The 16,089-nt window shown below is 33.5% G+C and carries 7 protein-coding genes; 4 read left to right on the top strand and 3 right to left on the bottom strand.

Features of this window, described 5'->3' with window-relative positions:
* Positions 1-39: 39 nt before the first annotated feature.
* Positions 40-1,311: a serine--tRNA ligase gene (gene serS / locus AAC069_RS05080; protein WP_339919401.1), complete on the bottom strand. Its 1,272-nt coding sequence runs from the start codon at positions 1,309-1,311 to the stop codon at positions 40-42.
* Between the two features lie 887 nt (positions 1,312-2,198).
* Here serS and AAC069_RS05075 point away from each other — a divergent pair.
* The 3 genes from AAC069_RS05075 to AAC069_RS05065 are packed head-to-tail and all read left to right on the top strand — an operon-like array spanning position 2,199 to position 6,957.
* The gene (locus AAC069_RS05075; protein WP_339919400.1) at positions 2,199-2,333 is read left to right on the top strand and encodes a hypothetical protein; all 135 of its coding nucleotides are present in this window, start codon (positions 2,199-2,201) and stop codon (positions 2,331-2,333) included.
* 44 nt (positions 2,334-2,377) lie between these two features.
* Positions 2,378-4,702, top strand: a complete 2,325-nt coding sequence (locus AAC069_RS05070; protein WP_339919399.1) for a chondroitinase-B domain-containing protein — start codon at positions 2,378-2,380, stop codon at positions 4,700-4,702.
* 11 nt (positions 4,703-4,713) lie between these two features.
* Positions 4,714-6,957 (top strand): heparinase II/III family protein, encoded by a 2,244-nt coding sequence (locus AAC069_RS05065; RefSeq protein ID WP_339919398.1) that lies wholly within the window; start codon positions 4,714-4,716, stop codon positions 6,955-6,957.
* Between the two features lie 528 nt (positions 6,958-7,485).
* Here the strand turns inward: AAC069_RS05065 and AAC069_RS05060 are convergent.
* Both AAC069_RS05060 and AAC069_RS05055 read right to left on the bottom strand, forming a co-directional pair.
* Positions 7,486-9,039 (bottom strand): RagB/SusD family nutrient uptake outer membrane protein, encoded by a 1,554-nt coding sequence (locus tag AAC069_RS05060; protein WP_339919397.1) that lies wholly within the window; start codon positions 9,037-9,039, stop codon positions 7,486-7,488.
* Between the two features lie 23 nt (positions 9,040-9,062).
* Positions 9,063-12,101 carry a TonB-dependent receptor gene (locus tag AAC069_RS05055; RefSeq protein WP_339919396.1) on the bottom strand — a complete coding sequence of 1,013 codons (3,039 nt, stop codon included), beginning with the start codon at positions 12,099-12,101 and terminating at the stop codon, positions 9,063-9,065.
* A 793-nt stretch (positions 12,102-12,894) separates the two neighbouring features.
* Here AAC069_RS05055 and AAC069_RS05050 point away from each other — a divergent pair.
* The gene (locus AAC069_RS05050) at positions 12,895-16,080 is read left to right on the top strand and encodes a TonB-dependent receptor (protein WP_339919395.1); all 3,186 of its coding nucleotides are present in this window, start codon (positions 12,895-12,897) and stop codon (positions 16,078-16,080) included.
* Positions 16,081-16,089 lie beyond the last annotated feature (9 nt).

Raw genomic sequence — 16,089 nt, 5'->3', positions numbered from 1 at the left:
ACTTTGCAGACTGAAAACGGAGACTGATGACTAAAATAATTAGTCTATAATATCAAACCCGCAGTACGGACGTAAAACTTCAGGTATTACGATTCCTTCTGCTGTTTGGTAATTTTCAAGGATTCCTGCAAGAACTCTTGGCAGAGCCAATGAACTTCCATTAAGTGTGTGTGCTAATTGGTTTTTTCCGTCTTTATCTTTGAAACGCAATTTCAAACGATTGGCCTGAAAAGTTTCAAAATTAGAAACTGAACTTATTTCTAACCAACGGTCTTGCGCAGTAGAGAACACTTCAAAATCATAAGTCAATGCCGATGTGAATCCCATATCTCCACCACAAAGGCGTAAGATTCTATATGGTAATTTCAATTCGTTAAGGATGTCTTTTATATGTTCGACCATTCCGTCTAAAGCTTCGTATGATTTATCAGGATGTTCAACACGTACGATTTCTACTTTATCAAATTGATGCAAACGATTTAATCCACGTACATGCGCTCCATAAGAACCTGCTTCACGACGGAAACATGGCGTGTAGGCTGTAGTAAGAACGGGTAACTCATTTTCGTTTAAGATTACATCTCTAAACATATTTGTTACGGGAACTTCAGCCGTAGGAATTAAATATAAATTATCTGTAGCGTCATGGTACATTTGACCTTCTTTGTCTGGCAATTGTCCCGTTCCGTATGCAGAAGCTTCATTTACCATATGAGGCACTTGCACTTCATTATAACCCGCGGCTGTATTTTTATCTAAGAAATAATTGATTAAAGCACGTTGTAATCGCGCTCCTTTTCCTTTATAAACCGGAAATCCTGCTCCGGCTATTTTATTTCCTAGCTCGAAATCAATAATGTCGTATTTTTTTACTAATTCCCAATGTGGTTGCGCGCCTTCGTGCAAAACAGGAACTTCACCCGCTTCAAAAACGTTTAGATTTTCCTCTGGCGTTTTCCCTACCGGTACAATATCTGCCGGAAGGTTGGGTAATGTATATAGTTTCTCGGTAAGTTCAGCAGCAAGTGCGTCCGCTGTTTCGGCTAACTTCTTGCTTTTCTCCTTATTTAAAACCGTTTTTTCTTTTAGGATAGCGGCTTTCGATTTCTCGCCGTTTTTCATCAATTCGCCAATGTCTTTGGACAATTTATTAGATTCAGCTAAAATTCCGTCTAACTCTACTTGTGTAGCACGACGTTGTTCGTCTAGTTTCACGACATCTTCCACAACACTTTTGGCATCCATATTTCTTTTTGCCAAAGCCTGGATTACTTTCTCTTGATTCTCTCTAATAAATGCAATTTGTAACATAGCTTGAATTTTATAACTCTTGGGTTTTTATATCTATAAAGAAAGCAAATTTAAGGAAATGTTTGAGACTTATCAGACAAAGTTTTGGGGAAATAACTATTTATATGGTTTAAAAAATAGTTGTTTCGCAAAGAAACACAAAGGGTACTTGAAGATTCGTAAAGTTTTAAACCTCTTTTTCGTAGCTCTGCTTTTTTTTATTTGCGGAACTCTGTGGAATATTCTAATAATAATTATTTAGCAAAGCCTTAAATTTCTAATTTAATTCTTAAACCCAACCTATCTTTTACGTTTTGCATTCTAATGCTTTCAACTGAATCTAAATCGAACTTTAGCTTTTTATGTCTTAATAAAGGCTTTTTTTATAATTTCTCTATAATTGATTTGTTTAATTAAAATATATACATATATTTGGAAAACCAAATTGGTTCACCAGTTTTAATCAAATTGAAGTAATTGATGTTTAAGCCAGTAGGGCATTACAAATGTTGCGCTACTAAAAATAAGATTGTTTGATTTTGCTCTAGCAGTAAAATTTAAGTTGACTTGTTTAGACAAACTCTCAATGAAATGAGAAGTTGTCGCCCTTGCTCAGGCGAGAAAAATAAAAAAAAGAGCATCGCGCATGCGTAAACATCATATATGTTTGTGGTTTATACGGACGAAGGTTTAATTGCAAAGAGATTAACATAGAACTCTTTAAATATTCCAGCACTTAAAAAGCGAATGCTATGAAAAATAAAAGTTGAATAGTTGGTTTTGGTTTTAGTTTTATTTTTATTTTGCAAAAAGCCGTTGCGATTATCTGCATTAATAGGCTTTTTGCATTATTTTAATTTTTACAATAGTTAAGCAACTTTAGTAGTCATTTTTAGAACAAACCGCCAGTGTCCTTGCATATTGAATATGACTTGGGAGTTGCAGAACAAGGGAAACAAACCATTACAGTAGATAAAAAAGTAGTTTTTGATGCGATGAAAAGAGATTTAAAGAGCGTACAAAAACTATGGAAAGAAGACTAAAAGTTAAAATAAAAACTAAAACTAATTTTACAAATTAATTGATAATGAAAAGAATCGTATCCATTTTAAGTATGCTAATTATACTTATTTCCTGCAAAGAAATAGCTCTAGCAAATAACTTGAAACCGAAAAACAATATCAAAGTAACGACCCTAACCGAGCTTCGGAATGCTATAAAAAACAGCACTCCAGGCGATAATATCATTTTAGCTAATGGTATATGGAAAGATGCAGAAATTAAATTTTACGGAAAAGGAACTAAAGAAAACCCAATTGTTTTGAGAGCCGAAACTGCAGGAAAAGTTTTCATCGAAGGAGTTTCTAACTTAAAATTAGCAGGTAGCTATTTAGAAGTAAGAGATTTATATTTCAAAAATGGATATACGCCTTCTAATGCCGTGATTCAATTTAAAATCAACAATGACTCTATTGCTAACAATTGCAAAATTACACAATGTGTTATTGAAGAATTCACGCAGCCAGACAGAGATGTAAGCGACCATTGGGTGGAATTCTGGGGTAGACATAATGAGCTAAGCAATAATTATATTACTGGGAAATCTAATTTTGGACCAACTGTAAGAGTATTCCTTGATGGTAACGAACATGTTAATAATTACCATCAAATAATAAACAACCACTTTGGGCCAAGACCCCGTAAAGGAGGACCACATGGAGAAACGATTCAAATAGGCGATAGTGAAACTTCAATGACACCGTCATACACGAATGTTTACAACAACTTATTTGACCGTTGCAATGGTGAAGTAGAAATTATTTCGAGCAAATCTAACTTTAACGAATTCAAAAATAATGTATTTTTTGAAAGTGAAGGGTCTTTAGTTTTAAGACACGGAAATTACGCTAAAATTGACGGAAACGTTTTCATAGGAAATGATATTTCTGAACAAATGGGAGGTATTCGCGTCGTAAATACGGGACATTGGATAACAAATAACTATTTCTACAAAATAAATGGAAATTCTTTCAGAAGTGCTATTGCAGTTATGAATGGTATTCCAAAATCATCCTTAAATCGCTACAACCAAGTTACCGATGTTGTCGTTGCTTACAATTCATTTATTGATTGCAAATCACCTTGGCAGTTTAGCGTAGGTTCTAATGTAAGTCAAAAAGAAGTATTGCCTAAGTCTGAAATTCGTTCTGCACGTCCTGAGCGCGTAGTCATAGCAAATAATTTAATTTACAATGAAATTCCAGATACAAACCCTATTGTAAATTACGATAAAGTTGATGGTGTTAATTTTAAAAATAACTTTATTAACAACGAAAATAAAAGTGAAGTTAAACCAGAAGGATTAATCACTACCGCTTTTTCAGTTACTAAAGCAGCAACCGATTTATTTGTATTGAAAGAAAACAATGTTAATGTATATGCTGGATTTGACTTTGAAACCATTACTAAAGATTTCTTTGGAAATGATAGAACTGCAGCTAACAATAGTGTTGGTGCAATTGTAAATCCAATTAAAGCAAACCCTATTTTAGTAGACAAAAGCAGATTTGGTACCAACTGGTTTTTGGTTGAAAAACCTAAAGCAGCAGCAAACAAGATAACCGTTTCTAGTTCAACAGAACTTGTAAACCAACTTAAAAAAGCAGTTTCTGGAGATATTATTGTATTGAAAAGCGGCACTTTTAAAGTTAACGAAGCGCTACTTATTGACAAAGAAATTACCATTACTTCTAGCGATGCTAAAAAGAGATCTAAACTAGTATTTACTTCTGCTAAAACAGCTTTTGAAATGCTTCCTAAAGGAAATTTAATCTTAAAAGACATTATCCTTATGGGGAATAAGGCGCAAAATGCCTTTACAACTTTAGACAAAAACATGAGTAAAGGGTATGATTTACATATCGAAAACACAGCCATTTCTAACTTTAAAAATGTTTTAGAAATATCAAAAGGATCGTTTTCAGATACTATTTTGGTTAAAAACTCAGTAATTAAAGACTGCGAAAATGGTTTTCTATTAAATAAAGAAACCAATGACGGTGGAGATTACAATGCCGAATTTGTAACTTTTATCAACTCTAAATTTGACAATATTCAAGGATTAGTTTTGGATTATTACCGTGGTGGTTATGACGAGTCAACCATTGGTGGAAACCTAAAACTTCAAGGAAACACCTTTACAAATTGCGGAAAATCACAACCAGAACATATTTTAATTAAAAATAGAGGGATTGTATTTGTGGAAATTTCAAACAATACATTTACAAATAACCCAGTAAAAACAATTGCTGTTTTATGGGGAGAAAAAGGACAAGAACCGCTAAACAATACGATTACCAATTCAGGGAAATTTGAGATTGTTCAAAACCTAGAAATGAAGTTGATGTACTAATAATTCTAGCTATGAAATACTTAAAATTTAGTCTCATAGCCTTGAGCTGTGCTATTTCTATAAACGCTTATGCTCAGGATATCGCTGCCGAAAAAGTCATTGTAAACAACAAATTAGCTGACTATTTAAAACCCGAAGTAGAACAAGTACTTGGTGGCGTAAATGCGATAACTAATGCTAAATTAGCACAGTATTTTAGAGACCAATTTTCGGAACGTTATTTTTATAATTGGAAAAATAATGATGCCCGTTTCAAAACCTACGAAGCTTCTTATCCTGACGCAAAAGACGGTCATACAGAACGCGCCTTAGACCATATGGTTAAGTATCCTGCAGTTGCCCAATGGAAATTGCCCTATACTTACCAGAATGGCGAGGCAGTAAATGCCTATGCAATGCGCCACTTAGCACGCCAACATAAAATGGTTGATGTTGCATTGTACTACAATTATCAAAATAAAAACCCGGAGTATTTAAACTACTTTAAAAACCAGTTAAAATCGCTGAATACCGCTTTAGAAGTCCATAAATATGAAACCATAGAAGATGGTAATGGAACCTATGAAGCCTTTCGATCTGGTTATCGAATACTAAACTGGTTAGAGATTCACAATATGTTTTTGGGAGAAAAAGAGTATTCTGACGAAGATCAATTAACGACCATTGCAACATTATTACAGCATGCTTCAAATCTTTATGAAAGCAATGCCGACTTTGTTCCAGGAAATCATCAAACACGAGGTATGTCTGCCTTAGCAATGCTTTCCATTTTATTTAGAGACTTTAAAGATTCTGATAAATGGAATGAACGTGCTATGACTATTCTAGAACAGCACTTATCTAAAGAAATCAATGCAGACGGATTTCAGTTTGAGCGCACGGTCCATTATCACATTAGCGATATTGACACCTATTATTATGTGTACCAATTAGCAAAAAACAGCAATATAAAAGTAGGCGAAGTTTGGGAAAACAAACTAAAATCGCTGTTTACCACCTTAACTAAAATTGGATTTCCTGATAAATCAGCACCCGTATTTTCTGATGACACAAACGAACCTTGGGCAGAAAAAAATGACATATCAGGAGCATTAACATTGGGTTATTTACTCTTCTCAGATCCTGAAATGGGTTATTTTGCTAATAATTATGTCGAATCGGATATGTTTTGGTTTTTGAATGATGCGCAATTAAAAATGCTAAGCAATCTCGAAAAGAAAACCCCTCAATTTACCTCTGTAGATTTTCCCGAAACTGGCTATTACATTATGCGCCAAGGCTGGAATAAAGACGATAAAATGATGGCTATTTCTAACGGATTAGACCCTGATAAACCAGATCATCAACATGGTGATATGCTAGGAATTCAAGCTATGGCAAATGGTCAGGTTATTTTACCCAACTATCAAGTACGCTATTCCCTTAAAGATTATGAGTTTTTCAAAAATTCAATGGTTAAAAACGTGGCTTTGGTTGATAATGAACTACAAGGAAAAGATTATGGAGGCAATCAAGGAGGAAGTGGTTTTGGCAAATTTAAAACCTTACCACACCCCAAAACGATTGCTTGGAAAACCAACAAAGATTTAGATCTTTTTATAGGAAGTCATGATGGTTTTGAAAACATTGGAGTCAATTATTCGAGACAAGTTATTTATTTAAAAGATGATTTTTGGATTGTTAAGGACAATTTCAAAGCAGACAAACCACATACATACAAACAAGTTTGGCAAGGTCATTATAGCACAGAATTAGCACCTAAATTACTTCGCTCCTCTTTTAGCGATGGTTCCGGCAGCGATATTTACCAATTGACAGCCACAGATTCAGTGGTAACTTCAGGAACGAGAGGTAAAGAATGGGCTGTGGTTTCTAAGAACAAGAACTCGGCTTACAGTTTTATTACAGCAATTGTTCCTTTTAAGAAATTTGAAGACCGAATAGATGAAGACAAAACGAATCCACAATTAAAAGGATGGAAAGTAAATAGTTCGAAATGGACTGTTGAAGGAGCTCCAGTAAATTCATTGTCTAAAGAAAATCTAACGGTGTTTTTCTCAGTTAAAAAACTACAATTGAACGGTATTCAAATTAGTTTTTCTGAAGAAGGAGATGTCTTTATAAAGCTTGACAAAAACAAATTGACAATTCAATCGTTAAGTAAAAACGAATTGCAAATGGCTTTTACAAATAAAAAAACAACTAAAAAAGCGTTGCTTAAGCCAGGAGATTCAATAGAATATGATGTTAAATAGCAACAAACCATTTTAGCTCCTTTGACGGTTTACTATAAAATAGCCACTAATGACCTCACATCCGAGACAATTAGTGGCTATTATTTTTCTAATTTTATAACATACAATTTATAAACTCTGTTCTTTTAATTTTAGCATTTTTCAACAATCCCATTCAAAAAGGAATTTGCCAATATTAGGCCCAAATGTTCGTGCTTGTAGACTTAATTTTACGGAGTTATATAATTTCAAGCTTCTCCAGTTTCATAGTGCCGATAGAACTCAACTTAAAATGAGTTACAGTATTGATTTAACAAAATCTAGTACTAGATAGTCGTCATGGCTACTTTAACTGCTTAGAAGTCTCCTTCTCAAACCTTCTCCTAATGGATTCTAAAAAAATATACCGACATGAAATTCATGTCGGTATATCTAATAAAAACAAAACTAATCAACTAATTCTATTTTTAGGGATCATTTTTGACAATCCGCTAATCTGTCCTAGTTCCTCTTGAAGAACTATTTGTTTATTAAAAACTTACTTTACACTTAGTAACCAGGATTCTGAGGTAATAAGTTAGGATTCCTTGTTATCTCATTTGCAAGTATTGGTAATAAATAATCATCTGCGGTAAAACCTGCTTTCGCACCTTCTAGTCCAGAAGCACCAAATACATTATATGGAGCACCGCCCATTTTTCTTCTAACAATATCATACCATCTTATACCTTCAAAAGCAAGCTCTAATCTACGCTCTTCTAGTACATCTGCAACAGTAACTGTTCCGGTAAGGTCTGCAGGTAGAGCATTTGCACCAACTGTAACTGCAATACCACCTTTCTGAGTTGCGCCACCTTTTCTAGCTCTCGCTCTCACTTCATTGATATAAGTACGTGCTAATGCATTATTAGTTGTGATAGATGCTTCGGCAGCAATTAGTAACACCTCTGCATAGCGAATCATAGAATAATTATGACTTGTTGCTCTAGCATTTATACGAGCAAAAGCTCCTGGATAACGATCATACTTTGCGATATAAGGTCGGTTTTTAGCAAACTTATGCCCACTAATCGTGAAATTAGTATAAGGCACTAATGTCCCATTAATTGATGCTCCATCAGACATACTTACTGCTCTTCTATAATCGTTTGCATCCCAAGTCGTATATACTTTAAGAGCTGGAACGGCAACAGACCAACCTCCACCTTGATTTCTATCATCTCCTCTAATACCCGTCATTGGAGCTAATTGATCATAACCATTGTCAGCACCTTCAAAATTATTATAATCTAATGCAAATATTGGCTCTTTAGAAGCATCAATTTTATTGGCATTAAATAAATTTTGAAAATCTCCATCTAAATCTAAATTATAAAGTCCTTTATTATCAATAACATGTTTAGCTTCGCTAAATGCTTTTGCTAAAAGCACAGCATTATCTGTATTCCCAGACATTGTTAAATATACTAAAGCCAAATAAGAATGTGCTGCTGCTTTTGAAGGTATTGCTCTTGATGTCGTTGTATTAGGCAACCAAGTTACTGCATATTCCAAATCAGCGATAATTTTATCATATACTTGTGCCGCTGGCGCTCTACTGATAGTTGCCGATGCTGGTATTGCCGGACTATCCATGTAAGGAACAGCTCCAAATTGTCTTACTAGATGAAAATACATGAATGCTCTAATAAAGTGAGCTTGTGCCGTAATTGGATTTTTAACCGCATCAGCTACATTTACATGCTCAGCACCTGCAATTGCCTCGTTACACGCAGCAATTGCTTGAAATGATCTTGGCCAAAAGTTGTCAATCATTTTATTATCAGTCAAAGTAGTAAGATTATTCATCTCCATTCTTTCTGTTTCTGTAGATGCAAGATCCACCATATCAGAACGTAACATTAATGCTATGGTTTGTTTTCTTCCCCAAAACTGTTCATTAATCATGTGTCCATAAGTAGCGTTCACTGCTGTTTGTATATCTTTAGGAGTGCTAAAAAAACCTTCCGGGGACAACAAACCTACAGGCTCTTCTTCTAAATTTGAGCATCCAGCTATTGATAAACCTACTAAAGCTAGGATTAAATATTTATATGTTTTCATATTTTGTATTTTTAATTATTTGATTAAAATTTCAAATTAAGACTGATGTTTACAGATCTAACTGTTGGATAATTTCCAAAATCAAACCCTTGAACAGTATTGGCCGATCTGCTATTATCACCGCTTCTTCCAAAATAGTTCACTTCAGGATCTAAACCAGAATACTTTGTAAAAGTCAATAAGTTTTGTGCACTTACGGTCAACCTAAGGTTCTCTACACCTAAACTTTCAATCACTTTCGATGGAAAATTATACCCTATTGCTATATTTTTCAATCTAATATAGCTACCATCTTCTACAAAACGAGAAGAAATCTCTCTATTACTATTATTTCCAACACGAGGTGTGTTTGTATCGGTATTGGTAGGGGTCCAAGCACTATTAAAAAAGTCTTGAGTCGTATTTGAATCACCATTAAACAACTGTACATTAGTCATATTAAAAATATCTCCACCTTGAGAGCCTTGGAAAAAGATGTTCAAATCAAAATTTTTATAGCTAAAATTGTTAGTTATACCAAAAGTATAATCTGCATTAGGATTACCAATTATTGTTTTATCCGCTGCTTCAAGTTTAGTGTTACCGTCAGTATCTGCAAATAATGGATCCCCGGCTACACCACCTGGCAAAGTAAGTGTTCCTGTAGGTAAAGCACCTCCTTGATAAACCCCTTTATATTCATATCCCCAAAAAAGCCCAACTTCTTCACCTACTCTTAAAATAGAAGTGTTGCTAATAGTACCGGACATATAACTGGGAGCGGCATTATCAAACAAATCAATATCCTTTACTAACTTCACTACTTTATTTTTATTGGTCGATAAATTAAAATCGGTAGTCCAACTAAAATTAGTATTAGTAATATTTCTAGTGTTCAAAGTAATTTCAAATCCTCTATTGTTAATCTGTCCTAGATTTGCTAAAATTTTATCATTAAGGTAGCCTAATGTTTGAGGTAAACCCGTGTTTTCTAAAATTAAGTCCTTAGTATCAATATTATAGTAGTCTAACGAAAGCGTTACCTTGTTACTTAACAATCCTAAATCTACACCAAAATTTGTTTGGTATGAAGATTCCCATTTCAAGTCTGGGTTGGCCGGTTGGTATGGCGTAATAGTATTTACAGTTTGCCCATTACTAGAGGCATAAATACTTGAATAACTTGCTAATGATTGGTAAGGAGCAATCGATGGATTACCTGTAACACCATAACTTGCTCTTAATTTTAAGTTCGAAATAGTTTCACTATCTTTCAAAAAGTCTTCTTTTGAAACTTTCCAGCCTATAGCACCTGACGGAAAAATAGCATATTTATTATTGGCTGCAAAATTTGAAGCTCCATCTCTTCTTACCGTAGCAGTTACTAAATATTTATCATCATAATCATAATTTGCTCTACCAAATTGCGATAAGATTTCCCATTCACTTAAAGAAGAACTTGGTTGTAAATAAGTTGCTCCATTTCCTAGATTATAAAAAGAAAAACTATCGGAAAGAAAACCAGTAGCCCCAGCAGAGAATCTTTCTGTAACATTTTTTTGATACGAATATCCGGCCAATAGAGTTAAATCTCCTTTACCTATTTCTTTTTTATAAGTCAAATAATTTTCACTCAATATATTTGAATTTCGATAATTTTCGATTGTAGCCCTTCCTCCACCTGAACCAGATTTTATTAATGTTGACGGCAGAAAAATCCCTCTAGTTCTATTTTCATTACTTAAACCAAAAGTAGTTTTAAAAGCTAGCCCTTCTATAATATCATAGTTGGCATAAAAATTTGCTCTAAAGTTATCCGTTTTAGTATTGTCTAACCTTTCAGTTGCAACAGCATACGGGTTATCAACTTCATCCCCTATTTTATCATTTGTTGAAAAACTTCCATCGGCTACTCTTATTGGCTGATCTGGCGCCATTCTCATTGCTAATGTAATCACATCATCTCCACCTCCAGAAACTGACCCATTTGATTGGGTAGCAACTCCATTTTTAATTGATCTACTTCCAAAAAGATTAAGCCCTAATTTTAATTTATCAGTCACTTGCGCATCTATGTTTGTTAAGAATGTTGCTTTTTCAAAATCAGAATTAATAATAATCCCATCTTGTTTAAAATAATTACCCGAAGCATAAAAATTCATTTTATCAGAACCTCCAGAAAAAGAAAGTTGATGATTAGCTGTACTTCCAGATCTATAAATTAAGTCTTGCCAATCTGTATTTGCAGACCCTTGAATATATGGTGTACCACCGCCACCATTCGTAATTATCCTGTTTTGATAAGTTGCAAAATCATCCGCATTTAATAAATCTATTCTGTTTGCAGTATTTTGAGTAGCATAAGTACTATTCATTTCAACAGTTAATTTTCCATTTCTACCTTTTTTAGTAGTAACCATAACTACCCCATTAGAACCTCTAGATCCATAAATAGCAGTTGCTGAGGCATCTTTTAAAACCTCGATAGATTGAATATCACTAGCCTGTGGCATAGTCGCTCCTACAAAACCATCTACCACAATAAGAGGAGAACTGCTAGCACCAATAGAAGTGTTACCTCTAATTTTTATAGCGATAGGCGCTCCTGGTTCACCACCATTATTAGACTGAACCACTACACCCGCCGCACGTCCTTGAAGGGCTTGAGCTGCGTCTGCTAAAGGAAATGCATTTATTTCTTCGGCCTTAATCGAAGATACAGCTCCAGTGATGTCACTCTTTTTTCGAGAACCATAACCAACAACTACAACCTCGTCAAGTTGACTTTCATTCTCAACCATAACTACGTTAAGTGTCTTTTGATTTGTTATAGTAATAGATTTCTTTACATAACCTAAATACGAAAACTGGAGTACATCTCCACGTTTAACTTCCAATTGGAAATTTCCGTCGAAATCCGTTACCACACCGTTTGTCGTTTTGGCTATACTTACATTGGCTCCAGGAATGGGCAATTTTCCTTCATCTGATACTTTACCAGATAACTTATATCCGTCTTGTGCATATAATGATATATTGAATATCAATAGTAGCATTAATGTTAGTTTAATTTTTAAATTCATGGTCAATTTGTTAGTGATTAAATTAGTTAATTAAAGGATTAAAGAATCCTTTTAAATTAAATTTTGCATTTCATTTATATGTAATGTTTTATTGGTTAGTAATTAAATAGTATTTCAGCAAAAAACTGATGCGCCAATCTGGTTTACCAATCTGGTTCACCAAATATATGTATTATTTTTTTGTAAAAAAAAACTTTTATGCATTTTATGCAATAAAAACTTCTAAAAACACCAAAAAAATAAAAAAAACTCATCAAAAATTATTTAATATGTAAAAAAAATAACATTCTATGATATAAGCATTGGCAGTAGTTCAGCTAAACATTATAAAAGTTTCAACGATGTTTTTTAGTTCGAAGCTGAGGCTGATTTAAAATTATTTTTTTAAACTGGTTTACCAGATTCTAATATTTTATCTTTTTTTTCGAAAATCATTTTTATTCATAGTCTATTTCTTATATAAAATGACTTTGTAGACCTGATAGCGATAAAATAAATCATGCAAAACATGAATTAAAAACAACAAAAACTTAATTTATACTAATTTTATTTATTTAAATTCAACAATAATAGAGAATTGTGTTTTTTATTCCCTTTTTTTTAATTTTTATATCCTTTCCTATTTTTTATTGGTTAAAAAAAAGTTAAGTTTGCTTTGTTGATTGGTTAACCAGTTTGGTTGTTTAGTTTTGATTTAACAAAAGGCTCAATATTTTAAACAGACTTAATCGATGTAGCAATAAAAATTGAAAGGCTATTTCAAACAAAAAAAACTAACAAAAAGGATTAAATTATGAAAAAAACGATTTTAATGTTTCTCCTAGTTTTCTCATCTATTATGAGCGCTCAGACTGATAAAATTAAAATATCAGGAAAAGTTGTTGATAATACTGGTCAAGCTATTCCCAATGCCACTGTTTCTGTTGATGGCAATAGTATCGTAACTGATTTGGATGGGAAATATTCAGTAGTAGCAAATAGTGCAAAGTCAACTCTAAAGTTTACTTACTTAGGATTTGATACAAAATCAGTTGTTGTGGGTAAGAGCACAGTAATTAATGTTTCACTATTGGAAGCAAATAATCAACTTAACGAGATAGTAGTTGTTGGTTACGGAACTCAAAAACGTTCAAGCGTAACAGGATCTGTTGCTAAGTTGAAGAGTGATAAAATCGAGAACGCTCCAGTATCCCGCTTAGATCAAGCGATTCAAGGGAAAATTGCGGGTGTTAGAGTACAAAACATATCATCAGAAGCAGGTTCTGATACACAAATAAACATAAGAGGTATTAGCTCTGTTAATGCAGGATCAGGTCCACTAATCGTTGTAGATGGTCAACCAATGCCAGATGGTATGTCGTCCGTAAACAATGCCGACGTAGAATCAGTTGAAGTATTAAAAGATGCCGCTTCTGCTGCTATCTATGGTTCTAGAGGTGCAGGTGGTGTTATCTTAATTACCACAAAAAAGGGTAAAGAGGGTAAAACGAAGTTTAAATTCAGTAACATGTCCGGTGTTAAAAGCGCTTACGAAACATACGATGTTATGAGTACAATGGACTATGTAGAGAGACTGTATGCTGAATCGGCTTTAAGAGTAGCAGATCCATTATGGACAGGCTCTAAAACTCTTGCAGGTACAATTGGTTCTTTAGGTAAATTTCAAAGTCAATATGCAATCGAAAAAGAGTTATTAGGTGGTAAAGGTACAGATTGGCAAGACACAGCCTTAAGAGATGCGTTTTACCAAGATATACAGTTTAATGTCTCTGGAGGATCTAAAAAAAGTAAATTTTACATCTCAACAGGATATCAAAACGACGAAGGTTTAATGTTAAAAAGTAATTTCCAAAAATTAAATTTCAGGTTTAAATTTGATACCGAACTAACAGATAAAATTAAATTAAATGTTAATTTGAATCCTTCAAATACAAAAACGGAAAAACCTGCTGCCAATTTTATAGACTTTGCTAGATTCCCTAGCTTCATGCCTCTATATCATACTCAAGCTACCGCGGATTATATTAATGCACAAGATCCTAGTAGAAATATAAAGGTAGGAGATTATTCAGAAGATGACGATTTTTCTGGGATATCCTATTCAAGTATAGATCCTCAAGGTAATCCTTATACTGTATCTAACAGTACATCAAATAGGCCTTTCAACACTTCGAATACAAATCCAATTCGTAATTTAACAGAACAAGATGATAATACAAATCAATTTCGTTTTCAAGGAAATGCTGGTTTGAACTTTGAAATCATGAAAGGTTTAGATTTCAAAACGACTCAAAGTATCTATTTTAGAAATTCTGCAAGAAAACAAACAGGTGAAACAAATGCCGCACGTTTTGGGAATCCAAATTATGCAACATATACTAATTCAACTTACTTCGACTTCTTAACAGAAAACACTTTAAATTACAATAAAACGATTGGTGACCACGATTTTACAGCCTTAGCTGGATTTACTTACCAGTCAACAAATACAAAGTCCTTAGTTACTGCAGGTACTACTTTTTCAAGTGAAACGATTAGAAACTTAAATTATGCTACGGTTATTTTACAACCAGTTCAATCTGACATCACAGTAGGTTTAACTTCGTTTCTAGGAAGATTGAATTATGCATATAAAAACAAGTATTTGTTAAGTGCTAGTTACCGTACGGATGGAAGTTCGTTATTTGATGTAGGAAACAAATGGGGAGGTTTTCCAGCTGTATCTTTAGGTTGGGTAGTATCAAAAGAAAACTTCTTGGCTGACGTAGAAGTAATAAATAGATTAGCCTTTAGAGCTAGTTACGGAGCAACAGGAAACAATGCTATTACACCGTTTTTATACCAAGAAACTTTGAATAGCTCAAATTATGTGAGTGGTGTAGGTAATGGTACAGTTAGTACAGGACTAGCAAATCTAGCTAGTGTCTATAGTAATAAAAACATTACATGGGAAAGAACTTTTCAAACTAATTTAGGATTTGATTTGTCTATGTTTAAAAGTAGGGTAAACCTAAATATAGATGTATTTCAATCGAATACCGAAAAATTATTACTTGAAAATTCTGCGCTATTAATAACAGGATCAAGCTCAGTAATTACTAATGCAGGTAGTTTAGAAAACAAAGGATTTGAAATTGAGCTATCTACAGTAAATATTAAAACAAAAGATTTTACTTGGACTACTGATTTTAATTTGTCACAAGCCAAAAATAAAATCACTGAATTAGGAGATAAAACTTCTCTAATTTCCCCAACAATCGATGGTAGAAATGGATTAAACAACTACGCTATTGTAGGACAACCATTAATCAGTTATTTTGGGTATAAAACAGACGGAGTATGGAATAGTACTGCTGATATTAACGCTGCTAAAGCAAATGGCTTAACATCAACTTTAACAGGAGACCTTGTAGAAGGAGGATTAAGAATTGTCGATGTAAACGGGGATAAAGTAATTGATACTAAAGATCGTGTTATTTTAGGTAATCCATATCCAGATTTCACTTGGGGCTTTACTAATTATTTTAAATATAAAAATTTAGATTTAAATTTCACTCTACAAGGAGTAATTGGTGGTGATTTAATAAACGGTGATATTAATTATAACGAAATTAAAGAAAGAGTTACAAATTACATGGGAGATAGATGGGTAAGTCCAAGTAATCCAGGTGATGGTAACACGCCTTATCTTACAAATGGAGTTAATCCGCTTTTTACTGATAACGCAATCGAAGACGCCACCTATTTCACTTTAAGAGAGGTTTCTTTAGGATACAACTTTAACGCAAAAGACCTTAAATTATCGAATTTAAGACTTTCTTTAACTGGTCAGAATTTGTTATTCGTAACAAATAATGAGTATAGAGGTATAAATATTGAAGCTAGAACATCACAAACAAGTGCATTGATTGATGGTTATCAAAGAGGTGGATTTCCAATACAAAAAACAATTCTGTTTGGTATAGAAATTGGCTTTTAATAAAACAAT

Origin of the sequence: uncultured Flavobacterium sp. (genome assembly GCF_963974175.1) — a bacterium.
Taxonomy (GTDB): domain Bacteria; phylum Bacteroidota; class Bacteroidia; order Flavobacteriales; family Flavobacteriaceae; genus Flavobacterium.
This window is presented reverse-complemented; position numbering and strand designations above follow the sequence as displayed.

Bases quoted from the DNA above. Each gene is read 5' to 3' on its own strand.
- AAC069_RS05070 (WP_339919399.1), top strand. From the start codon at position 2,378: ATGAAAAGAATCGTATCCATTTTAAGTATGCTAATTATACTTATTTCC.
- AAC069_RS05065 (WP_339919398.1), top strand. From the start codon at position 4,714: ATGAAATACTTAAAATTTAGTCTCATAGCCTTGAGCTGTGCTATTTCT.
- AAC069_RS05050 (WP_339919395.1), top strand. From the start codon at position 12,895: ATGAAAAAAACGATTTTAATGTTTCTCCTAGTTTTCTCATCTATTATG.
- AAC069_RS05055 (WP_339919396.1), bottom strand. From the start codon at position 12,101: ATGAATTTAAAAATTAAACTAACATTAATGCTACTATTGATATTCAAT.
- AAC069_RS05060 (WP_339919397.1), bottom strand. From the start codon at position 9,039: ATGAAAACATATAAATATTTAATCCTAGCTTTAGTAGGTTTATCAATA.
- serS (WP_339919401.1), bottom strand. From the start codon at position 1,311: ATGTTACAAATTGCATTTATTAGAGAGAATCAAGAGAAAGTAATCCAG.